The organism is Stenotrophomonas sp. Y6 (assembly GCF_022436665.1).
Taxonomy (GTDB): domain Bacteria; phylum Pseudomonadota; class Gammaproteobacteria; order Xanthomonadales; family Xanthomonadaceae; genus Stenotrophomonas; species Stenotrophomonas acidaminiphila_A.
The window spans coordinates 369882-391935 of record NZ_JAKUKB010000008.1; the positions used below are offsets into that span (position 1 = coordinate 369882).

General features: G+C 70.7%; 18 protein-coding genes. All 18 read left to right on the top strand.

Annotated elements, in window-relative coordinates; genetic code table 11:
- The first annotated feature begins 24 nt into the window (after positions 1-24).
- Positions 25-657: a response regulator transcription factor gene (locus MKP15_RS11535; RefSeq protein WP_240212804.1), complete on the top strand. Its 633-nt coding sequence runs from the start codon at positions 25-27 to the stop codon at positions 655-657.
- A gap of 267 nt (positions 658-924) precedes the next feature.
- Positions 925-2337: an RNA polymerase factor sigma-54 gene (gene rpoN, locus MKP15_RS11540; protein ID WP_240212787.1), complete on the top strand. Its 1413-nt coding sequence runs from the start codon at positions 925-927 to the stop codon at positions 2335-2337.
- Positions 2338-2350: 13 nt separating this feature from the next.
- Positions 2351-2734 carry a response regulator transcription factor gene (locus MKP15_RS11545; RefSeq protein WP_104938842.1) on the top strand — a complete coding sequence of 128 codons (384 nt, stop codon included), beginning with the start codon at positions 2351-2353 and terminating at the stop codon, positions 2732-2734.
- Positions 2727-4175 carry a sigma-54-dependent Fis family transcriptional regulator gene (locus MKP15_RS11550; protein ID WP_240212788.1) on the top strand — a complete coding sequence of 483 codons (1449 nt, stop codon included), beginning with the start codon at positions 2727-2729 and terminating at the stop codon, positions 4173-4175. The genes MKP15_RS11545 and MKP15_RS11550 overlap by 8 nt, the downstream gene beginning before the upstream one ends.
- Positions 4176-4260: 85 nt before the next feature.
- Positions 4261-4713: an adenylyltransferase/cytidyltransferase family protein gene (locus MKP15_RS11555; protein WP_104940195.1), complete on the top strand. Its 453-nt coding sequence runs from the start codon at positions 4261-4263 to the stop codon at positions 4711-4713.
- Positions 4713-7226 (top strand): FkbM family methyltransferase, encoded by a 2514-nt coding sequence (locus tag MKP15_RS11560; RefSeq protein WP_240212789.1) that lies wholly within the window; start codon positions 4713-4715, stop codon positions 7224-7226. Before MKP15_RS11555 ends, MKP15_RS11560 begins: the two co-directional genes overlap by 1 nt.
- Complete coding sequence (locus MKP15_RS11565) at positions 7223-8503, top strand: ATP-grasp domain-containing protein (protein ID WP_240212790.1); 1281 nt, start codon at positions 7223-7225, stop codon at positions 8501-8503. The genes MKP15_RS11560 and MKP15_RS11565 overlap by 4 nt, the downstream gene beginning before the upstream one ends.
- Complete coding sequence (locus MKP15_RS11570) at positions 8500-10014, top strand: glycosyltransferase (protein WP_240212791.1); 1515 nt, start codon at positions 8500-8502, stop codon at positions 10012-10014. The genes MKP15_RS11565 and MKP15_RS11570 overlap by 4 nt, the downstream gene beginning before the upstream one ends.
- Before the next feature lie 80 nt (positions 10015-10094).
- A complete protein-coding gene (locus MKP15_RS11575; protein WP_161614450.1) occupies positions 10095-11225 on the top strand; it encodes a DegT/DnrJ/EryC1/StrS family aminotransferase in 1131 nt (376 codons plus the stop codon).
- 16 nt (positions 11226-11241) lie between these two features.
- A complete protein-coding gene (locus MKP15_RS11580; RefSeq protein WP_240212792.1) occupies positions 11242-12504 on the top strand; it encodes a CDP-glycerol glycerophosphotransferase family protein in 1263 nt (420 codons plus the stop codon).
- Between the two features lie 47 nt (positions 12505-12551).
- Entirely contained in the window at positions 12552-16022 is a 3471-nt protein-coding gene (locus tag MKP15_RS11585; RefSeq protein ID WP_240212805.1) for a glycosyltransferase, read from the top strand.
- Between the two features lie 317 nt (positions 16023-16339).
- Positions 16340-16702: a flagellar hook-basal body complex protein FliE gene (gene fliE / locus MKP15_RS11590; RefSeq protein WP_104938849.1), complete on the top strand. Its 363-nt coding sequence runs from the start codon at positions 16340-16342 to the stop codon at positions 16700-16702.
- Positions 16703-16715: 13 nt separating this feature from the next.
- A complete protein-coding gene (gene fliF, locus MKP15_RS11595; protein ID WP_161614453.1) occupies positions 16716-18359 on the top strand; it encodes a flagellar basal-body MS-ring/collar protein FliF in 1644 nt (547 codons plus the stop codon).
- Between the two features lie 13 nt (positions 18360-18372).
- A complete protein-coding gene (gene fliG / locus MKP15_RS11600; RefSeq protein ID WP_104938850.1) occupies positions 18373-19359 on the top strand; it encodes a flagellar motor switch protein FliG in 987 nt (328 codons plus the stop codon).
- The gene (locus MKP15_RS11605; protein WP_240212793.1) at positions 19356-20003 is read left to right on the top strand and encodes a FliH/SctL family protein; all 648 of its coding nucleotides are present in this window, start codon (positions 19356-19358) and stop codon (positions 20001-20003) included. The genes fliG and MKP15_RS11605 overlap by 4 nt, the downstream gene beginning before the upstream one ends.
- Positions 20000-21409, top strand: coding sequence for a FliI/YscN family ATPase (locus MKP15_RS11610; RefSeq protein WP_104938851.1), 1410 nt, complete (start codon positions 20000-20002; stop codon positions 21407-21409). Before MKP15_RS11605 ends, MKP15_RS11610 begins: the two co-directional genes overlap by 4 nt.
- The gene (fliJ, locus tag MKP15_RS11615) at positions 21406-21858 is read left to right on the top strand and encodes a flagellar export protein FliJ (protein WP_104938852.1); all 453 of its coding nucleotides are present in this window, start codon (positions 21406-21408) and stop codon (positions 21856-21858) included. Before MKP15_RS11610 ends, fliJ begins: the two co-directional genes overlap by 4 nt.
- A partial coding sequence (locus MKP15_RS11620) for a hypothetical protein (protein ID WP_240212794.1) occupies positions 21855-22054 on the top strand: 200 nt, incomplete at its 3' end. The genes fliJ and MKP15_RS11620, both read left to right, overlap by 4 nt.

Below are 22054 nucleotides of genomic sequence, written 5' to 3' on the forward strand. Positions count from 1 at the left end.
CATTCCCAAGCGATGCCCGTGCCCGTGCGTGTCCTGATCGTCGATGACCATACGCTGGTGCGTGCCGGCCTGTGCCGCCTGCTGCAGACGTTCGGCGGGGTGATGGTGGTCGGCGAAGCCAGCAACGCCGACCAGGCGCTGGAGCTGGCGGTGCTGCACCGCCCCGAAGTGGTGCTGATGGATCTTTCCCTGCCCGGCCGCAGCGGCCTGGAGGCATTGTCCGACATCCGCCGGCGGGTGCCGCAGGCGCGCGTGGTGATGATGTCCATGCACGACGACACCGCGCATGTGCGCGATGCGCTGGACCGCGGCGCGGTCGGGTTCGTGGTCAAGGATGCCGCCCCGCAGGAGCTGGAGATCGCGCTGCGCGCGGCGCATTCCGGGCAGGTGTTCCTGAGCCCGCAGATCTCCACCCGCATGCTGGCGCCGATGCTCGGGCGCGAACGCCCCACCGGCATCGCCGCGCTGTCGCCGCGCCAGCGGCAGATCCTGCGCCAGCTCGGCAACGGCCGCACCACCAAGGAAATCGCCGCCGAACTGGGCATCAGCGTGAAAACCGTCGAGACCCATCGCGCGCGCATGATGGAAGCGCTGGGCTGCCGCCGCGCCAACGACCTGCTGCTGCTGGCGGTGCGCCACCAGCAGGAGCTCGCCTGAGCCCCCGCCCGCGGACCGACGTTGGCAACGCGTCACAGATTCGGAAATCCGTCGCGTGGCGCGTCAGAATTCCGTAAGTCATTGATAGTCCAATCTCCGCCCCCGCCGCGGCGACGGATTAATGGCGAAATGTAGGAAAAACCCCTACACCCACTCAGGGGACTCCCGGATGGCGCCGGGTTTTCTCCTATTCATTCCCTGACACCCCCTACGCAAGATGTGTTCCATCACGGTCGCTTCACGCAGCGGTCACGGGGACCAGACGCCATGAAAGCCACGCTCGCCACCCAGCTCGGGCAGCAACTCCACCTCACGCCCGCCCTGCTGCAGTCCATCCGCCTGCTGCAGCTCAACGGCCTGCAGCTGGAGCAGGAAATCCGCCAGGTGCTGGAGAACAACCCGCTGCTGGAGATCGAGGAAGAGGCCTCCGCCAGCGCCGCCGAAACCGCCGGCGCCGGCGACCCGCAGCTGGAGACCGCGGCGTTCGACGAGCTGCCGGAGAGTTCGATGTGGGACGTGCCCGGCGCCAGCTGGAACGACGCCGACGAGGACCGCACCGCGCGCCTGGCGATGGGCGAATCCAGCGACCCGCACCTGCGCATCCTGCAGGCGCTGTCGCTGGACCTGGACGAGGGCGACCTGGCGATCGCCGGGTTCTGGCTGGAGCATTGCGACGACGCCGGCTACCTGCAGGCGCCGCTGGCGCAGCTGACCCTGCTGGCCAGCGCCCGCTTCGACCGCGACGGCGCGCACGTCGAGCGCATCCGCCAGCGCCTGCTGCAGGGCGAGCCGGCCGGCATGGCCGCGCGCGACCTGCGCGAGTGCCTGCAGGCGCAGCTGGCCGCCCTGCCCGGCACGGTGCCTGCCCGGCACCTGGCCGCGCGGCTGCTGGACGGCGACCTGAACCTGCTCGCCAGCCACGACTACGCCGCCATCGCCACCGGCCTGGACGCCGAACACGCCGACGTGCTGGAGGCGTTCCGGCTGGTGCTGTCGCTACAGCCCCGCCCCGGCGACACGCTGCAGCCGCAGGCCGACGACGCGGTCATCCCGGAAGTGGTGGCCTGGCGCGCCGATGGCCAGTGGCGGGTGGCGCTGAACCCGGCCACCACGCCGCGGGTGAGCCTCAACACGGTCTACGAGCGCGCCCTGGGCGCCAGCGAAGGCAGCGCCGCCCAGCCGATGCGCGAACTGCTGCAGGAGGCGCGCTGGTTCACCCGCGGCCTGTCCATGCGCTACGACACCCTGCTGCGCACCGCGCGGGTCATCGTCGAGCGCCAGGCCGCGTTCCTGGCCGAGGGCGAAGAAGCCATGGCGCCGCTGACCCTGAAGGAAGTGGCCGACGCCATCGGCATGCACGAATCCACCGTCTCGCGCATCACCTCGGGCAAGTTCATGCAGACCCCGCGCGGCACCTTCGAGCTGAAACACTTCTTCGCCGTGCGCCTGGACGGCGCCAGCATCTCCGGGCAGGCGGTCAAGGCAATGGTGCGGCGGCTGATCGAATCCGAACCGCCGGCGCGCCCGCTGGCCGACGAGGCCATCGCCGAACTGCTGGCGCGGCAGGGGGTCAACATCGCCCGCCGCACCGTGGCCAAATACCGCGAACAGCTGGACATCGCCCCCGCGCGCGAGCGGAAGCGGCACAATGCGCGTCCGTTGCTGGCCCGCGCAGGCTGATCCGAGGAAATCCATGAGCAAGCTCACCGTTCTGCTGGTCGACGACCACGAAGGCTTCATCAACGCGGCCATGCGCCACTTCCGCAAGGTCGACTGGCTGCAGGTGGTCGGCAGCGCCGCCAATGGCCTGGAGGCGATCGAGCGCTCCGAGGCGCTGCGCCCGCAGGTGGTGCTGATGGACCTGGCGATGCCGGAGATGGGCGGGCTGCAGGCCACGCGCCTGATCAAGACCCAGGACGAGCCGCCCTACATCGTGATCGCCAGCCATTTCGACGACGCCGAGCACCGCGAGCACGCCCAGCGTGCCGGCGCCGACAACTTCGTCAGCAAGCTGTCCTACATCCAGGAGGTCATGCCGATCCTGGAGCACGTCAGGCAGGAACAGGGCCATGAGTGAATCGCGCATCCTCGTGATCGACAGCGAGGGCGTCCGCGCCGAACGCACGGTGGCGCTGCTGGAGTTCATGGACCTCAACCCGCGCTGGGTCACCGACGTGGGCGACATCGATACCAGCCGCCACCGCGTCAACGACTGGATGGCGCTGGTGGTGGGCACCATCGAGGACCCGGCGCGCGCCATGCCGTTCTTCCACTGGCTGGCCGGCACCGGCATGCCGCCGGTGCTGCTGGCCGAAGGCGACCCGCTGGCGTTCGCGCGCCACTACGCCCTGCACGAGGCCAACGTCTGGCCGCTGGAGCAGCCGATGCGCCACGCGCAGATGGAGGCGCTGCTGCGCCGCGCCAGCCTCAGGCGGCTGGACGCCGAGCACCATGCCGGCGGCGGCGAGGACACCGGCCCCACCGGCACCAGCCCGGCGGTGACCGAGCTGCGCCAGCTGATCGAGCAGGTGGCCGGGTTCGACACCACCGTGCTGGTGCTGGGTGAGTCGGGCACCGGCAAGGAAGTGGTGTCGCGCGCCATCCACCAGCGCTCGCCGCGGCGCGACGGCCCGTTCGTGGCCATCAACTGCGGCGCGATCCCGCCGGACCTGCTGGAAAGCGAGCTGTTCGGCCACGAAAAGGGCGCCTTCACCGGTGCGCTGAGCGCGCGCAAGGGCCGTTTCGAGATGGCCGAGGGCGGCACCCTGCTGCTGGACGAGATCGGCGACATGAGCCTGCCGATGCAGGTCAAGCTGCTGCGCGTGCTGCAGGAGCGCAGCTTCGAGCGCGTCGGCGGCAACCAGACCATCCGCTGCAACGTGCGGGTGATCGCCGCGACCCACCGCAACCTGGAAACGCGCATCGCCGAAGGCAAGTTCCGCGAGGACCTGTTCTACCGCCTGAACGTGTTCCCGATCGACGTGCCGGCGCTGCGCGAACGCATCGCCGACATCCCGGCGCTGGTGGAAACCATCGCCGCGCAGCTGGCGCGCACCGGCCGTGGTGAGGTCCGCTTCGCCGCCGAAGCGCTGCAGGCGCTGGCCGCCTACCGCTGGCCGGGCAACGTGCGCGAACTGACCAACCTGGTCGAACGCCTGGCGGTGCTGCACCCGGGCGGGCTGGTGCGGGTGCAGGACCTGCCCGCGCGCTACCGCAGCGAGGCGGCGCCGCCGCCGGTGGCGCTGGACGACGAGCGGCCGCTGGCCAGCCTGACCGCCAGCCCGGCGCCGGCATCGCCGCCCGCCGCGGCCGCCGCGCCGGTGCCGGTGCAACTGCCCGACGACGGCCTGGACCTGCGCGACCACATGGCCGGCATCGAGCTGAAGCTGATCAACGAAGCCCTCGAGCGCACCCAGGGCGTGGTCGCCCACGCCGCGCAGCTGCTCGGCCTGCGCCGCACCACCCTGGTGGAGAAACTGCGCAAGTACGGGATCGACCGCGAGCAGGCGGCGGACTGAGGCCGCCGTCCGCGCGGGTCGGCAGCGGCAACGGCACGGAACTTGCCTGATGCAGGCAGACCATGGCTGCCTGGATTCCCCGCTCATGACGCTTGTTCTGACCTACGGCACGTTCGACCTTCTGCACGTGGGTCACGTCAATCTGCTGCGTCGCGCCCGCGCATTGGGCGACCGGCTCGTGGTCGGCCTGTCCTCGGACCGGTTCAACGCCATCAAGAACAAGACGGCCACCCAATGCTATGCGGACCGTGAGGCGGTGCTTCGCGCCATCCGCTACGTCGACGACGTGTTTCCCGAGGACAGCTGGGAACAGAAGGCCGCCGACATCCGCCGCCATGGCGCGGCGATCCTGGTGATGGGCTCGGACTGGACCGGGCATTTCGACGCGCTGTCGTGCCACTGCGAGGTCCGCTACCTGCCCCGCACCGAGGACATCTCCAGTTCCTCGCTGAAGGCCAGGATCCGCCGCGACCCCGCTGAGGCGGCCGTCGCCGGGGCGCCGCGGATCGGCGGTCCGCTGCTGGGCGGTGCGCGCTGATGCGCCCGGTGTTCGACATCCGCCCCGCGGCCGGAGACGCGGAGCATGGGCTCCTGCTTTCGCTGCAGCCCGGCCCGCCGCGGATGAGCGGGCTGCGCCTGCGTTCGCGTGACGGTGCTCGGATCCTGCCCCTGCATTTCCACCGCGAGGGCGACACGGTCCGGGCGGAGCTGCCGGTCGCGCCGCTGCTGGAAGATCGCCCGCTGCGCTGGGATGTCCAGGCCGAGCTGGACGGCAACGGCGTGTTCGAGCCGTTGATCGGCACGACCGGCACGACCATCCCCCGCCATTTCTTCCAGCAGGCGATCGGTGAGCACGGGATCTCGGCCTACCTGAGCGACAGCGTCAGTTCGCTGGCGCTGTTCACCGCGCCGTCGCAGCAGCACGCCTACACCGTGGACGCCGAGAACACGCGTGCCGCGTTCCCCATGCTGCTGGAGGAGCTGCCGCTGCAGGAGGACCTGGTCCTGTTCGAGAGCTTCCTGGGCAAGGCATACGCGGGCAATCCCCGCTATATCCATGAAGCGCTGCGGCGGATGCGTCCGGACCTGCGCTGCGTCTGGGCCTACAACGGCGACACGCCCATCCCCGGCAATCCCGCGCGCGTGCGCCGCGGCTCGGCCGCCTACCACCGGCTGCTTGCCCAGGCCAGGTACCGCGTCAACAACATCCTGTTCACCGCGCATGGCCGCAAGCCGGACACCCGCTACCTCCAGACCTGGCACGGCACCCCGCTCAAGCGGCTGGGATACGACATCGACGTCGCCGGTCCCGAGGTCGACGCCCGCGACAACCTGTACCGCGAGTCGCGCGCCTGGACCCATCTGCTGAGCGCCAACAGCTACTCCAGCGCCGTGCTGCGCCGTGCCTTCCGCTACGATGGCGGCGTGCTGGAAACCGGCTATCCGCTGACCGACCCGCTGGCCGCCGCGGACGGCGGACGCACGGACGTCCTCCGCCGCCTGGATCTCCCGCTCGATCGCCGTTACGTGCTGTACGCCCCGACCTGGCGCGACGACCGCCAGGTCGGCCACTGGCAGTTCGACCTCGACCTGCGGCTGGACGTCGCCCGGGTGGCCGCGGCACTGGCGCCGGACCAGATGCTGCTCGTCCGTGCGCACCACCTGGTGAGCGGCGGCCTCGGGGACCGGCCACTGCCGGCCAACGTCCGCGATGTGTCGCACGTGGATGATGCGACCGACCTGTGCGTCATCGCCGACGTGCTGGTGACCGACTATTCGTCGATCTTCTTCGATTTCGCCACCAGCGGCCGCCCGATCCTGTTCTACTGCTACGACCTCGACCAATATGCGCAGCGGATCCGCGGCTTCTACCTGGACATGGAGCAGGACCTGCCGGGCCCGATCGCGCGCAGCACCGACGCGCTGATCGCCCTGCTGGCCGACCTGCCCGCGGTCCAGGCCGCCCACGCCGAACGGTATGCCACGTTCCGCCAGCGCTTCTGCGCGCTCAACGACGGCAGGGCCGCCGCGCGCGTGGTCGAAGCGTTTTTCGGTCCGTTCCCTGCGACAAACCGCTTCATGACCGACCTGGTGGCGCTGGGCATCGGTGGCGCGGCGGACGACGACGCCCGCCTGCAACGCCTGATCCAGCGCTACCTGGCTGATTCGGATGCGATCTCAACGCTGCTCTACGAACGCCTGCAACCGGCCGAGCAACAGCGTTTCCTGGTGTGGTTCCTCAAGCGCTGGGCCGGCATTGATCGCATCGACCCGGCCGAGATGGCGTTCTACAACGCCGAGGTGGAGCGCATCCGGCAGGCGGAGCGGCCCCCGGTCGAGATCGACGGCGGCCACTACGTGCTGCAGGACATGCGCCCGCAGGGCCATGATTTCCGCCTGGCCACCTATGCCTGGGCGCTGAGCATCCATGACGTGCTGTTCGACCAGTACCAGGACGAAGGTTTCCGGGTGCAGCCGGGCGACGTCATCATCGATGCCGGCGGCTTCATCGGCGACACCGCCGCACTGTTCTGCGCCAAGACCGGCGGCGACTGCCAGGTGCACGCATTCGAACTGCTGGACGAGAGCATCGCCCTGTTCCGCTACAACAATGCGCTGAACGGCATCAGCGACCGCGTCGTGCTCAACAAGCTGGCCCTGTCCGACCACAGCCAGGGTTCGCTGGTGATCAAGCAGGCCAGGCTGCAGGGCGCGACGTCGGTCGAGCCCGGCGACGGGCCGGGCGAGCGCATTCCAACCATCACCCTTGACGACTATGTCGCCCGGCACGGGCTGCAGCGGGTGGACCTGATCAAGATGGACATCGAGGGGTCGGAGATCCCGGCCCTGCACGGGGCCGTGCAGACCATCCGCCGCTTCCGCCCCAAGCTGGCGCTGTGCCTGTACCACAAGTGGGACGACGTGCTGACCATCCCCCGCTTCATCGCCGGGCTCGGCATCCCCTACCGCTTCAACTTCAAATGGGTGCAGCTGCCACAGGGCTGGGAGGCCGTCCTGCTGGCCCAGCCGTGCGAGGACGCAGGCCCATGACGGTGAACGTGCTGGTGTTTCCGTGCGGGTCGGAGATCGGCCTGGAGATCCATGCCGCCCTGCGCCATGCCAAGGACATCTGCCTGCATGGCGCGTCCTCGGTATCGGACCATGGTGAGTTCGTCTATGCGCGTTACCGCCAGATCGCGGCGCAGGCCGGTTCGGCCGAGCTGGTGCCCCAGCTCAACGCGCTGATCGATGCGTGGGACATCGACCTGGTGGTGCCGGCGCACGACAGCGTGATCCCGGTACTCGCCGACAACCAGCAGCAGCTGCACGCCCCGGCGATGGTGCCCGACCCGGCCATCGCCGCCATCTGCCGCAACAAGAACCGGACCTACGCCCGACTGCAGCACCTGGGCATCGTGCCGCGCGGCGTCGAACCGGGCACCGCCGACTACCCGATCTTCGCCAAGCCGGCTGTCGGCCAGGGCAGCCAGGGCGCCGAGCGGGTGGACGATGAAGCACGCCACCGGCAACTGGCCGGCAGCGGCGTCGAGTACGTCTTCAGCGAATACCTGCCCGGTACCGAGTACACCGTGGACTGCATCTCCAGCGCCGAGGGCACCCTGCTGCACGCCGCCGCCCGCGTCCGCGGCCGGGTGAAGTCCGGGATCAGCGTACGCACCGAACCGGCGGCGGCCGATCCCGGCCTGGAGGCGATGGCGCGGGCCATCGCCGCCGAACTGCGCCTGAAGGGGGCCTGGTTCTTCCAGGCCCGGCGCGACCGCCACGGCGTGCCCAAGCTGCTGGAGGTCGCCCCCCGCATCGCCGGGTCCATGGCATTGAACCGCATGCGCGGCATCAACTACCCCCTGCTGGGCATCTACGCCTACCTGGGAAAGCCCTTCAGCGTGCTGCCCCAGCACTACCCGTTGGTCATGGACCGCGCGCTGGGCAACCGCTGGCGGGCGCAGCTGGCCTACGAGCGGGTCTATCTGGACCTGGACGACACCCTGCTGGTGCGCGGCACCCCGGAGCCGCAGGTGATGGCGCTGCTGTACCAGTGGAGCGCCCACGGCATCCCGGTGGTACTGGTCACCCGCCATGCCTCCGCACCGGAGCAGACGCTCGCGCGGCACCGCATCTGCGCCGACCTGTTCGAGCGGATCGTGCACCTGCGCGACGGTTCGCCCAAGAGCGCCGTGATCCCGCCCGGCGAAGCGGCCATCTTCATCGACGATGCCTACCGCGAACGCACCGACGTGGCGTCCACGCGCGGCATCCCGGTATTCGATGTGGATGCGCTGGAACAGTTGAGGGAGCTTCGCGCATGAGCCTGGAACGCATCGTCGACGCCGACCAGGCGCCCCTGCTTTCCATCGTGGTGCTGGTCTACAACACCGCACCGTACCTGCCCGAGTGCTTCGACTCGCTGCTGCAGCAGGACTACCGCGACATCGAGATCATCGCCATCGACGACGGCAGCAGCGACGACAGCCTGGCGATCTGCCGCGACTACCAGGCGCGCCACCCGAACTTCCGCTGCATCGGCAAGCACAACGAAGGTGGCGCGGCTTCGGGCAACCTCGGCGTGTCGCTGGCGCGCGGGCGTTACGTGGCGCTGGTCGACTCCGACGACGTGGTCACCCGCGATGGCTACCGCCTGCTGATGGAACATGCGCTGCAGGCCGACGCCGACATCGTCATCGGCCGTGCGGCACGACTGCAGGATGGCAGGCTCTCGTCGGTGGCCTTCCTGTATGAGCCGTATGTCTGGTCGCGGCGCCGCCGCTTCGATTCGGTGACCGAGTTCCCCGACGTCATCCACGACTGCTTCTACTGGAACAAGGTATTCCGCACCGCGTTCCTGCGGGAGCACGGACTCGGCATGGTGCCGGGCCTGCTGTATGCGGACCGCCCGTTCGTGCACCGCGCCTACTGGTACAGCCGGCGCACGGTGATCATTCCCGAGCTTGTCTACCACTGGCGGCGGCGCCCGGAAGGCGCCACGGCCTCCATTTCGCAGAACATCCGCCAGGCCGACAACTTCATTGATCGCATTCATTCGATGAAGCTGGAGTGGCATGACTTCGACGACGTTCCCGCAGCGGCCGGTTACCGCCGTGCGATCGCCGTGGCCAACCTGCAGCGTGCGCTGCACGCCGCGCCGGGCATCGTGGCATCTCCGACATTTCGCAAGGTATTCATCGAGCAGATGCAGGCACTGCTCGCACTGTATGGCGAGCTGGACTGCCGGGCGCTGGGGGCCAGGCGCTGCCTTTACCTGGAGCTGATCAGGCGCGGCGAGGTCGAAGCCCTGTGCTTCCTGCTCGGCGTGACCAGTGAACGGGGCTGGATCGCGGAAATCGACGGCGCCTGTTACTGGAAGCAACCGTTCCTGGACAACCCGGAGGTCCCGCTGCCGCGGGCCGCGATGCGCCTGGAGTTCCCCAACATCGGCTTCTTCCGCCTGCGCGACATCTGCCTGGGCGAGGACAGCCTGGACCTGACCCTGGACCTTCATGACCGCATCATGGAAGGCTGCGCGGTCTGGTTCGAGCTGCATTCGATCCAGGGCGAAGGCAGCTGGGAGTTCCAGCCGGAAGGGCGGATCGGCGAGCACCGCTGGCGCTACCGGCTGGACCTGCGGGGCCGCGAATGCAGGCCAGGCAGCCTGTACGGGCTGGTCCTGCACTATCGCACAGGCGACGGCATCCACGGCCGCTACCGCATCGGTCCGGCGATGGTCCCGCCCGGATGGCCCGCCTCGCTGCCGCTGCGCTCATCGCTGGGCAGCCTGATGTTCTCGCCGGAGGCCGGCGGCCTGGGCCTGGCCGTCAACTGACCGGCGCCGCCCCCGGCACGGGAGTTGCATGTTCCCGCACGCCGGCATTCCGCCGACGCCATGCCCCCGGCCCGCCCGCGATGATCCCCAAGAAGCCGACCCCGGTCACCAGCCCGCTGCTGCCCCCGCTGGAAGAGTTCGTGCCCTACCTGGAGCGGATCTGGGAGAGCCGCATCCTGACCAACGGCGGCAGCATGCACCAGGCGCTGGAGAAGGCGCTGTGCGCCTACCTCGGGGTCGAGCACATCGCGCTGTTCGCCAATGGCACGCTGGCGCTGGTCACCGCCCTGCAGTCGCTGCGCATCACCGGCGAGGTGATCACCACGCCGTACTCGTTCGTGGCCACCGCCCATTCGCTGCTGTGGAACGGCATCAAGCCGGTGTTCGTGGACGTCGACCCGGTCACCTTCAACCTCGATCCGGCCCGGATCGAGGCCGCGATCACGCCCCAGACCACGGCCATCATGCCGGTGCACTGCTATGGCACGCCCTGCGACGTGGACGCCATCGGCCGCATCGCCGACAACTACAACCTGCGGGTGATCTACGACGCCGCGCATGCCTTCGCGGTCGGCGACACCCGCGGCAGCGTGCTGCGGCACGGCGACCTGTCGGTGCTCAGCTTCCATGCCACCAAGGTGTTCAACACCTTCGAGGGTGGCGCCATCATCTGCCCGGACGCGCGTACCAAGCAGCGCATCGACCACCTGAAGAACTTCGGCTTCGTCAACGAGACCACCGTGGTGGCGCCGGGCATCAACGGCAAGATGAACGAGGTCAGCGCCGCGTTCGGCCTGCTCCAGCTCAAGCACATCGACCGTGCGCTGGAACGTCGCGCCGCGATCGACGCGCTGTACCGCCAGCGCCTGGCGGGCATCGCCGGCATCCGGTGCCTGGCACGGCCCGCGGACGTGCGCCACAACCACGCCTACTTCCCGGTGCTGGTGGGCGACGACTACCCGTTGCAGCGCGACGAGCTTTACCACCTGCTTCGCGCCGAACACATCCTAGTGCGGCGCTACTTCTACCCGCTGATCAGCGAGTTCCCGATGTACCGCGGCTTCGCGTCCGCGGCGCCGGACAACCTGCCGGTGGCGCACGCCGCCGCCCGCCAGGTGCTGTGCCTGCCGATCCACCCGGACCTGTCCGATGCCGAAGTCGGCCGGATCTGCGAGCTGCTGACCGCACATGCGCGGGTCCGCGCCGCGTGATGCGAGGCCGGCCGTGATGCCTGCGTGGCTGGGGGTGCCGCTGCTGCTGGCGTGGCGGCTGCTGGACCTGCTGGTGCCCAAGCGCCGCGACCATTGGGCGTTCTTCGACCATCCGCTCAAGCCGGGCCAGTTCATCGAGAACGCACGCGCGGTCTTCGAGCAGGTAAAGGACGACCCGCGGGTGCACTGCCGGGTGTTCGTGCGCGGTGGCCAGCGGCCCCTGGACGTGAGCGAGCACGCGCACGTGCGCGTGCTCCGCCTGGACTCGCCGCGGGGGCTGTGGGCGCTCGCCCGCTGCGGCGTGCTGCTGCTGACCAACTCCACCGCGCTGGACATGTCGCTGGCCTGGCGCAACGGCGGCTACGCCGCGCCACGGCCGTGGCTCCGGCGGCGCGTCACCGTCAACCTCTGGCATGGCATTCCGCTGAAGCGGCTGTTCGCGCTGGCCAACCCGGACCAGCGCCAGCATGGCGACCGCGACCGGCACCGGCGCCGCGAACGCCGCTTCTACACCGGGCTGGTCGCGTCCTCGACCATCGACGCGCACGCGATGGCGGCGATCTTCCATCCGCTGCCCCCGACCAACGTCTGGGTTACCGGGCTGCCGCGCAACGATTTCCTGCGCATCGCCGAGGACGCACTCCCCGCCAGCCTGCGCGACGAGCTCGCGCGCGTGCGGGCGCTGCGCGGCCGTCGCCGGCTGGTGCTGTACGCTCCCACTTACCGCGATGCCAGCGTCGCCGCCGAGCGCAGCTACCGCTTCAGCGATGACGAGGTCGTCCAGCTGCGCCAGGTCCTGCAGCGCCATGGCGCGGTATTGGGGCTGCGCAGCCACTATCTGGTCAACGGCCCGGCGGCGCTGGACCCGGTGCGCCACCTCGATGGCGAGGTGCTGCTGGACCTGGGCCACGCGCAGTTCCAGGAGATCGCGCCGCTGCTGCGCGAAAGCGCGCTGGTCATCACCGACTACTCCTCGGTCTACATCGACGCGCTCTACCTGGGCCTGCCGGTACTCGGCTTCGCCTACGACCTGGAGCACTACCGCACCCGCCAGAATGGGCTGCTGTATGACCTTGACCTGGCATTTCCGGGGCCGATGACCACGAGCTTCGCGGCGCTGCTGGCCGCGCTGGATGCCATGCTGGCGCAGCCGCAGTACCACCCCGACGAACGCTACCTCACCGCCCGCCGCCTGTTCTTCCAGCACCTGGACGCCGACAACTCGCGGCGCGTGGTGCAACGGATCCACGCCGCGGTCGCCGCAAACCACCCCGCCTGATGCCCATGAACCCACCCCCTTCCACTGCTCCGCTGGTCAGCGTGGTGATACCGGCCTACAAGGCCCGCTGGCTGCCGCAGGCGCTGGAAAGCGTGCGCCGGCAGACCCATCGCCCGCTGGAGGTCGTGGTCTGCGACGATTCGGCAACGGGCCACGTGCAGGCCGCGGTGGAGGCCTTCGCCGCGCGCGCGGACTTTCCGGTGCGCTACGCGCGCAACCCCGAGCGGCTGTGGGAAATGCGCAGCACCGCGCGCGCGATCGGCCTGGCCGAGGGTGAGTACATCAAGTTCCTGCACGACGACGACGTGCTGCACGAGGACTGCATCGCCACCCTGCTGGAGTCGTTCGCGCAGGTTCCCGGCCTGGCGCTGGCGACCGCCCGCCGGCGGCTCGTCGACGAGGCCGGGATGCCGCTGCCCGATGAACTGCCCACGGCGTTCCCGGCCGACCATGACGTATGCATCGACGGCCGCGACCTGATCGATTTCTTCGCCGACCACACCCTCAATTTCCTCGGCGAGCCCAGCGTGGCCCTGTGCCGGCGCGCGCCCCTGCTGGCGATGGGCGACCAGCTGGCCGTCCTCGACGGCGTCCGCATCGCCTGGCTCGCCGACCTGTCGCTGTACGTCAAGCTGCTGCGGCACGGCGCGGTGGCGATCAGCGCCCGGCCGCTGGTCGACTTCCGCATTTCCCGCCAGCAGTTCAGCCAGCGCGGGCGTGACCAGCCGGGTATCGCCGACGACTGGCACGAAACGTTCCGCCAGGCGCTGCGGCGGCTTGGCTGGTACCGCGGGGGCGACACCCGGCAGGTGGCCCTGGCACCGCTGGACGGCAGCCAGCCCGCGCGGAAGGTCGATCTGCCGCAGGCACTGGAACAGGCCCTGGCCATCGCCCAGGCGCGCTGGCCGCTGCTGGACTGGCAGGCACGGCGCCGGCTCACCGCCGCGCAGTGGCGGGCACTGCAGGCCAGCCTGCGCAGCCTGCCCCGGCCCTGCCTGGAGATCGCCATCCGCGCCGGCGGCCAGTCCGCCGCCGACCTGCGGCGCACGCAGGCCAGCGTGGCCCGATACGCCACCGCCGACGATGCGATCCGCGGCTGCGTGATCGGCGCGCCGCCGTCCGCGGCGGCGGGTCGCGTGGGCACCCGCTACCTTGCCGCGGACACGGCGGTGGACGAGGTGCTGCGGACCAGTCCGGCCCAGTGGGTCCTGTTCGTGGATGCCGGCACCGAGTTCCATGTCTTTGGACTGGACCGGCTGCTGGTCGAACTCGCGCGCAGCGACGCGGTGGTGCGCGCCCTCTACGCCGACGAGTGGCACCAGGATGCACGCGGCGACCTGGCACCGGCGCTGCGCCCCGACCTCAACCTCGACCTGCTGCTCGGCAACCCGGCGATGCTGGCCGGGCACTGGGTGTTCCGTCGCGAGGCGGTGCTCGCCGCCGGCGGTTTCGACGCCGGGGCCGGCGACGCCGCGGAACTGAACCTGATCCTGCGCCTGGTCGAGCACGGCGGCCTGGACGGCATCGCCCACCTGCCCGAGCCGCTGCTGACCTGCGCGCCGCCGCGCCTGGACCGGCTTGCGCAGCAGCGCGCCATCCGCCGCCACCTGCACGCGCGCGGCTATCCCGGCGCGACGCTGGAAAGCGCCGGCGACGGGCTGTACCACATCGACTACGGCCACGACCGGCAACCGCTGGTTTCGATGGTGCTGGCGGTCGCGGCGGACACCGCGCTGGCCACGCTGGAACGCTGCGTGGTGTCGTTGCTGGAAAAGACCGCGTATCCGAACTACGAGCTGCTGCTGGTCGACAACGGCGCCGGCGCCGACGTCCGCCAGTGGATGCAGCAGGTGGAGGCGCTGGCCGCCGGCCGGGTGCGCGCGTTCGCCTTCGATCCGCCACTGGCCCATGCCGCGGCCTGCAACCTGGCCGCCAGCCAGGCCGCCGGCGAGTTCCTGCTGTTCCTGCGTCCGCAGGTGGCGGCGCTGCAGCCGCAGTGGCTGCACGCGCTGCTCAACCACGGGCTGCGTCCGGAAGTGGGGATCGTCGGCGGCAAGACCATCTCCGCCGATGGCACGGTCACCCACGCCGGGCTGGTGCCCGGGCTGCTGTGCAGTGGCGGCCGCGCCTTCGCCGGTTCGCCGATGGACGCACCCGGCTACATGCACCGGCTGCAGGTGGCGCAGGACTATTCGGCGGTCGCCGACAGCTGCCTGCTGGTCGGCACCGCGCTGTTCGCCGAACTCGACGGTTTCGACCATGCCGCCTTCGCCGACGAAGGCGCCGACGTCGACCTGTGCCTGCGCGCGCGCCAGCGCGGTTACCTCACGGTATGGACGCCGCACGCGCTGCTGCTGCATTCGGTGGCGGCCGCACCGCTGCCGGCTACCGCCACCGATGCGCTGCTGGAACGCTGGCTGCCGGCGCTCGCGCACGACCCGGCCTACAACCCCAGCCTGCGGCTGGACGTGGCCGGCGGCTTCCGCCTGGGCGAATCGGACTTCTCCTGGCAACCGCTGCCGTGGCGGCCGATGCCGCGCGTGCTCGCGCACCCGGCCGATCCCTGGGGCAGCGGCCAGTACCGGGTGATCCAGCCGTTCGAGGCGCTGCGCGCCGCCGGCCATGCCGAGGGCGCGCTCTACGCCACGTTGCTGGACCCGGTCGAACAGGCCCGCATCGATCCCGACGTGGTGGTGCTGCAGCGCCGGATTTCCGACGAGGACCTGGAACGGATGCGGCGCATGCCGCGCTTCTCGAAGGCGCTCAGGATCTACGAACTGGACGACTACCTGCCGAACCTGCCGGCCAAGAGCGCGCACCGCGAACACATGCCGCGCGACATCCTGCGCACCCTGCGCCAGGCGTTCGCGCGGGTCGACCGGGTGGTGGTCTCCACCCCGGCGCTGGCCGAGGCCCTGGCCGGCCTGCACCCGGACATCCGCATTGCCGGCAACCGGCTGCCGCCGGGCTGGTGGCGGGGACTGCCGGCGCCGCGCCGCGGCAGCGGCCCGCGTCCGCGGGTGGGCTGGGCCGGTGGCGTGGGCCATACCGGCGACCTGGAGATGGTCGCCGACGTGGTGGCCGAACTGGCACGCGAGGTGGACTGGGTGTTCTTCGGCATGTGCCCGGAACGCCTGCGTCCGCACGTGGCCGAGTTCCATCCCGGCGTCGACATCCAGGCCTACCCGCGCTACCTGGCCCGTCTCGACCTGGACCTGGCGATCGCGCCGCTCGAGCAGAACCGCTTCAACGAATGCAAGAGCAACCTGCGCCTGCTGGAGTACGGCGCCTGCGCGGTGCCGGTGGTGTGCAGCGACGTCGGCCCCTACCGCGACGACGCGCTGCCGGTGACCCGGGTGCGCAACCGCCACCGCGACTGGGTCGGGGCGATCCGCGAGCAGCTGGCCGACGCCGGCGCGCGTGCCGCCGCCGGCGACGCGCTGCGCGCGGTGGTGCACCACGACTGGATGCTGGCCGATGCCGGGCTGGCGCAGTGGCAGGCGGCCTGGCTGCCCTGAACTGCATTCCCCCTGCCCGGCGCCGGTTTCCCGGCTGCTGATGCCCGCCGCCGGGCGGCACACCGGCGGGCTCTCCCGCGCCTCGACGGCAGCGGCCAACGGGCGGCCCGCGGTGGCGGCATCCGCCGCCCCGGGCCCGCCATCGCCCCGGCCCCTGGCCCAGCGTCACCATTCCCGGCGTCACCGACGGAAAACCGTCGCCGGGGCCGCGGCCCGCCCCGCCGTCACAGGCTTCCCGCGGGTTTTCCCGCCGTTCCGGTTCCGGCACGCGACTTGCACATGAACAGGCAGTTCTCCCCTGTCCCGGAACCTTGTCGATGTCCCACTCCGTCAATTCCATCCTTTCCCAGATCCGCAGCTACCAGACCCAGGCGAGCCAGTCGTTGCCGGCCGCCGACGTCGCGCGCAGCAACGCCATCGACGGATTGGCCGGGGTCCGGCCCGCCACCGCCCCGGTGGCCAGCTTCACCGACACCCTGCAGGGTGCGCTGGCCGACGTGAATCGCGCCCAGCAGGTCTCCGGCGCGCTGGCCGCTGCGTTCGAGCGCGGCGAACCCGGCGCCGACCTGGCCAAGGTCATGGTCGCCTCCCAGCAGTCCCAGCTGGCGTTCCGCGCCACCGTGGAAGTCCGCAACCGTCTCGTCCAGGCTTACCAGGACGTGATGAACATGCCGCTGTAAGGAACCGGTCGCCATGGCACTCGCGCTGTCCAAGGATTCACTCAATTCGGAAAAGGCCGGGGCCTGGTTCGACCGGCTGCAGAGCCTGCAGATCACCCGCCGGCTGGGGTTGATGGCGATGATCGCCATTGCCGTGGCGGCCGGCCTGTTCGTGTTCTTCTGGGCGCAGAAGCCGCCGATGGCGCCGCTGTACACCGGTCTGGACCAGAAGGCGACCGCCGAGGCGACCGACCTGCTGCGCGCCGCGCAGATCCCGTTCGAGCTGGACGCGGCCACCGGCGCCATCAGCGTGCCGGAAAAGAACATCCACGACGCCCGGCTCAAGCTGGCCGGCTCCGGCCTGACCGACAGCGGCCGGCTCGGCTTCGAGCTGATGGAGCGCGACCCCGGCTTCGGCGTCAGCCAGTTCATGGAAAACGCGCGCTACCAGCACGCGCTGGAAACCGAGCTGGTGCGCACCATCACCACCCTGCGTCCGGTGCGCGACGCGCGCGTGCACCTGGCCATTCCCAAGCCCAGCGCATTCACCCGCCAGCGCGACGTCGCCAGCGCCTCGGTGGTGCTGGAACTGCGTCCGGGCCAGCAGCTGGAGCGCAACCAGGTCGATGCGATCGTGCACATGGTCGCCTCCAGCATCCCGGACCTGGCCCCGGAGCGGGTCACCGTGGTCGACCAGAGCGGGCGCATGCTGACCATCGCCGACCCCAACAGCGATGCGGCCCTGAACGCGGCGCAGTTCGACCAGGTGCGGCGCCTGGAGACCTCCTACAACCAGCGCATCCGCGAGCTGCTGGAGCCGATGACCGGCCCCGGCCGGGTCAACCCGGAAGTCAGCGTGGACATGGATTTCTCGGTCACCGAGGAAGCGCGCGAGCTGTACAACGGCGAGCCGCAGAAGGTGCGCAGCGAGCAGATCAGCGAGAACACCACCACCACCCAGGGCCCGCAGGGTGTGCCCGGCGCGGCCAGCAACACCCCGCCCGGCCCCCAGGCCGCGCCGGCCACCGCCGCCACCCCGAGCGAAAGCAGCAAGAACGCCACCCGCAACTACGAGCTGGACCGCACCCTGCAGCACACCCGGCAGCCCGCCGGGCGGGTCAAGCGGGTGTCGGTAGCGGTGCTGGTCGACCACGTGCCGCGTGCCGGCAGCAACGGCAAGATCAGCGACCAGGCGCTCAGCGCCGCCGAGTTGACCCGGGTCGAGGCGCTGGTCAAGCAGGCGGTCGGCTTCGACACCGCGCGCGGCGACACGGTATCGGTGATGAACGCGCCGTTCGTGCGCGATACCACGCCGGACGAACCGATCAAGTGGTGGGAACTGCCGCAGGTCCGCGACGGCCTGCGCCTGGTGCTGGGTGCGGTCGTGGTGCTGGCACTGCTGTTCGGCGTGCTGCGCCCGGCGCTGCGCCAGATCGCCGGCCCGCCCAAGGCGTTGCCCGGCCCGGACGAGGATCCGCTGCGCGCCGACGTGCACCTGGTGGACAACGCCGACGGCCTGCCCGGGCTGGCCAACGACCACCTGCAGCTGGGGGGCGCCGCGCCGCTGGCGTTGCCGCTGGACGCCTACGAGGAACGCCTGCGCATGGCGCGCGAGGCGGTGCGCTCCGATTCCAAGCGCGTCGCCCAGGTGGTGAAGGGATGGGTGGCCAATGACTGAGTCCGTCGTTCCCATGAATGGCGTGCAGCGCGCCGCGGTGCTGCTGCTCTCGCTGGGCGAAGCCGACGCGGCCGAGGTGCTGCGCCACATGGAGCCCAAGGAGGTGCAGAAGATCGGCATCGCCATGGCCACCCTGACCGACGTCAGCCGCGAGCAGGTGCAGCAGGTCATGGACGAGTTCAGCAGCGAACTCGGCAACAAGACCTCGCTCAGCGTCGGCTCGGACGACTACATCCGCAACATGCTGGTGCAGGCGCTGGGCAACGAGAAGGCCAACAACCTGATCGACCGCATCCTGCTGGGCCGCAACACCACCGGCCTGGACACGCTGAAGTGGATGGACCCGCGCGCGGTCGCCGACCTGGTGCGCAACGAACACCCGCAGATCATCGCCATCGTCATGTCGCACCTGGAAAACGACCAGGCCGCCGAAGCGCTGAAGCTGCTGCCCGAACGCACCCGGGTCGACGTGCTGCTGCGCATCGCCACCCTCGACGGCATCCCGCCCAATGCGCTGAACGAACTCAACGAGATCATGGAGCGCCAGTTCGCCGGCAACCAGAACCTGAAGTCGTCCAACATCGGCGGCGTGCAGTGCGCGGCCAACATCCTCAACTTCATGGACGGCGGCCAGGACCAGGCGATCCTCAGCGCGATCGCGCAGGTCGACGCGCCGCTGGGCAGCCGCATCCAGGACCTGATGTTCGTGTTCGACGACCTGGTGGACCTGGACGACCGCGAGATGCAGCTGGTGCTGCGCGAAGTCAGCGGCGAGCGCCTGGGCCTGGCCCTGCGCGGCGCCGACATCAAGGTGCGCGACAAGATCACCCGCAACATGTCCCAGCGTGCCGCCGAGATCCTGCTGGAGGACATGGAGGCGCGCGGCCCGGTCAAGCTGTCCGACGTGGAAGCCGCGCAGCGCGAGATCCTGGCCATCGTCAAGCGCATGGCCGATGAAGGCACCGTCACCATCGGTGGCAATGCGGAGACCATGCTGTGAGTCCGGTCGTGCGCTGGATGGCCCCCGATCTGACCGCCGCGCTGGAACCGGCGCCGGCGCTGTCCGACGACCATCCCGGCGATGCCGCGGAACTGCCGCCGGAGCCGTTGCCGCAGCCGCCGACGCTGGAGCAGATCCAGGCCATCCAGGACGCCGCGCGCCAGGAAGGGCTGGAACAGGGACACGCCGAGGGCCATGCCGAAGGCCTCGCCCAGGGCCAGGCCGAAGTACGCCGGCTGGTGGCGCAGATCGAAGGCATCCTGGACAACTTCAGCCGCCCGCTGCTGCGCCTGGAAGGCGAAGTGGTGGCCGCGCTGGGCGAGTTGTCGGTGCGCGTGGCCGGGCAGTTGCTCGGCCGTGCCTACGAAGCCGAACCGGCGCTGCTGCAGGAGCTGGTCAACGAGGCGCTGGAAGCGGTCGGCGGCAGCAGCCGCGAGGTCGAGGTGCGCCTGCACCCGGATGACATCGCCGCGCTGGCGCCGCTGCTGAAACTGGCGCCGGGCCAGCGCCTGAGCCCGGACCCCGGCCTGAGCCGCGGCGACCTGCGCGTGCACGCCGAAAGCGTGCGCATCGACGGCACCCTCGAGGCGCGCCTGCGCGCGGCGCTGTCCACGGTGATGCGCAAGGCCGGAGCCACCCAATGAACCCCACCCACCCCGACACCGCGCCGCCCGACCGCCCGCCACCGGCGCCCGCCGCCTGGTCGGCCGCGCGCAACCTGCGCCTGGCCGCCCGGCTGGACGCCATCGACATCGAGCCGGGGCACGGCCGCGGCCTGATCCGCGAGGGCGTGCTGCGCCGCGCGGTGGGCCTGACCCTGGAAGCGGTCGGCTGCGAGGCGCCGATGGGCGCCACCTGCAAGGTCGAGGTCGACGGCGGCTGGGTCGACGCCGAGGTGGTCGGCTTCGCCAGCGACCGCACCTACCTGATGCCCAGCGCCGAACTGCACGGCCTGCTGCCCAACGCACGCGTGGTGCCGTCCTACCGGCGCGGCGGGGTGGAGGTCGGCGAAGGCCTGCTGGGCCGGGTCATCGACAGCGACGGCGTGCCGCTGGACGGCAAGGGCCCGATCCGCGCCGAAGGCAGCGCCAGCATGGCCGGGGTGTCGATCAACCCGCTCGCGCGCGAACCCATCACCCAGCCGCTGGACGTGGGCGTGCGCGCGATCAACGCACTGCTGCCGATCGGCCGCGGCCAGCGCGTGGGCCTGTTCGCCGGCTCCGGCGTCGGCAAATCGACGCTGCTGGGAATGATGACCCGCTTCACCTCGGCCGACGTGATCGTGGTCGGGCTGATCGGCGAGCGCGGCCGCGAAGTGCGCGACTTCGTCGAGACCACCCTGGGCGAGGAAGGCCTGCGCCGGGCGGTGGTGGTGGCCGCGCCGGCCGACCGCCCGCCGCTGGCGCGCCTGCATGGCGCCTATCGCGCCACCGCGATCGCCGAGTGGTTCCGCGACCAGGGCCTGAACGTGCTGCTGCTGATGGATTCGCTGACCCGCTTCGCCCAGGCGCAGCGCGAGATCGGCCTGTCCGTCGGCGAACCGCCGACCACCCGTGGTTACCCGCCCAGCGTGTTCGCCAAGCTGCCGGCGCTGGTGGAACGCGCGGGCAACGGCGCCAAGGGGCGCGGCTCGATCACCGCCTTCTATACCGTGCTCACCGAGGGCGACGACCCGCAGGACCCGATCGCCGACGCCGCCCGCGCCATCCTTGACGGCCACATCCTGCTTTCGCGCCGGGTCGCCGATTCCGGCCTGTACCCGGCCATCGACGTCGAGTCGTCGGTCAGCCGCGTGGTCCAGGACATTGCCGACGACGCCTGGCGCCTGCGCATCCGCAAGCTCAAGCGGCTGGTGGCGGCGTACTCGGCCAACCGCGACCTGATCGCCATCGGCGCCTACCAGCGCGGCAACGACGCGGCCACCGACGAAGCGCTCGAGCGCTGGCCGGAAATCCTCGAATTCCTCGGCCAGGACGTGAGCCTGGCCGCCGACCTTCCCCACAGCCTTGCCGCCCTGAAACGCCTGGTCGAAAGCGAGAACGTCCCATGAACCAATCCCGTCGCCTGGACCCCCTGCTGCGCCGTGCGCAGGACCACGAGGACGCGGTCGCCCGCGCCCTGGCCGAGCGCCAGCAGGCGCTGGACATGCACCTGTCGCGGCTGGAGGAACTGCGCCGCTACGCCGAGGAATACGCCGGCGCGCAGATGGCCGCCACCAGCCCGTCGCAGCTGATGAACCGGCGCGCGTTCCTGGACCGCCTGGACAGCGCCGTGCAGCAGCAGAGCCAGACCGTGGACCGCAACCGCGAGCGGGTCGATGCCGAGCGCGCACGCTTGCTGCTGGCCAGCCGCGACAAACAGGTGCTGGAGCAGCTGGCGGCCAGCTACCGTGCCCGCGAAAAGCAGGTGGAGGAACGCCGCGACCAGCGCGAAATGGACGATCTGGGCGCACGCCGCGCCCGCCAGGCCCAGCTGTCGGGCGAGGACGACAGCCCATGACGCCGCTGTCGCTGGGCGCGGCGAGCGCCAGCCAGGCGCCGGGCGCGGCTTCCCTGCCGCGCGCCGGCAGCGGCGCCGACAAGGACGCCGCTGGATTCGACGCGCTGCTGCAGTCCGCGCCGCAGCCGCCGGCGGCCGCCACGCCGCGGCCGAAACCCGCGGCCCGCCCGGCCGCGGACGACCCGGGGCGCGGGAA

What these genes read in the sequence shown, in the direction of transcription:
- fliJ (WP_104938852.1), top strand. Translation starts at nt 21,406, where the DNA reads ATGAACCAATCCCGTCGCCTGGACCCCCTGCTGCGCCGTGCGCAGGAC.
- MKP15_RS11560 (WP_240212789.1), top strand. Translation starts at nt 4,713, where the DNA reads ATGCGCCCGGTGTTCGACATCCGCCCCGCGGCCGGAGACGCGGAGCAT.
- MKP15_RS11575 (WP_161614450.1), top strand. Translation starts at nt 10,095, where the DNA reads ATGATCCCCAAGAAGCCGACCCCGGTCACCAGCCCGCTGCTGCCCCCG.
- fliE (WP_104938849.1), top strand. Translation starts at nt 16,340, where the DNA reads ATGTCCCACTCCGTCAATTCCATCCTTTCCCAGATCCGCAGCTACCAG.
- MKP15_RS11565 (WP_240212790.1), top strand. Translation starts at nt 7,223, where the DNA reads ATGACGGTGAACGTGCTGGTGTTTCCGTGCGGGTCGGAGATCGGCCTG.
- MKP15_RS11610 (WP_104938851.1), top strand. Translation starts at nt 20,000, where the DNA reads ATGAACCCCACCCACCCCGACACCGCGCCGCCCGACCGCCCGCCACCG.
- MKP15_RS11550 (WP_240212788.1), top strand. Translation starts at nt 2,727, where the DNA reads ATGAGTGAATCGCGCATCCTCGTGATCGACAGCGAGGGCGTCCGCGCC.
- MKP15_RS11545 (WP_104938842.1), top strand. Translation starts at nt 2,351, where the DNA reads ATGAGCAAGCTCACCGTTCTGCTGGTCGACGACCACGAAGGCTTCATC.
- MKP15_RS11555 (WP_104940195.1), top strand. Translation starts at nt 4,261, where the DNA reads ATGACGCTTGTTCTGACCTACGGCACGTTCGACCTTCTGCACGTGGGT.
- fliG (WP_104938850.1), top strand. Translation starts at nt 18,373, where the DNA reads ATGAATGGCGTGCAGCGCGCCGCGGTGCTGCTGCTCTCGCTGGGCGAA.
- MKP15_RS11570 (WP_240212791.1), top strand. Translation starts at nt 8,500, where the DNA reads ATGAGCCTGGAACGCATCGTCGACGCCGACCAGGCGCCCCTGCTTTCC.
- MKP15_RS11580 (WP_240212792.1), top strand. Translation starts at nt 11,242, where the DNA reads ATGCCTGCGTGGCTGGGGGTGCCGCTGCTGCTGGCGTGGCGGCTGCTG.
- rpoN (WP_240212787.1), top strand. Translation starts at nt 925, where the DNA reads ATGAAAGCCACGCTCGCCACCCAGCTCGGGCAGCAACTCCACCTCACG.
- fliF (WP_161614453.1), top strand. Translation starts at nt 16,716, where the DNA reads ATGGCACTCGCGCTGTCCAAGGATTCACTCAATTCGGAAAAGGCCGGG.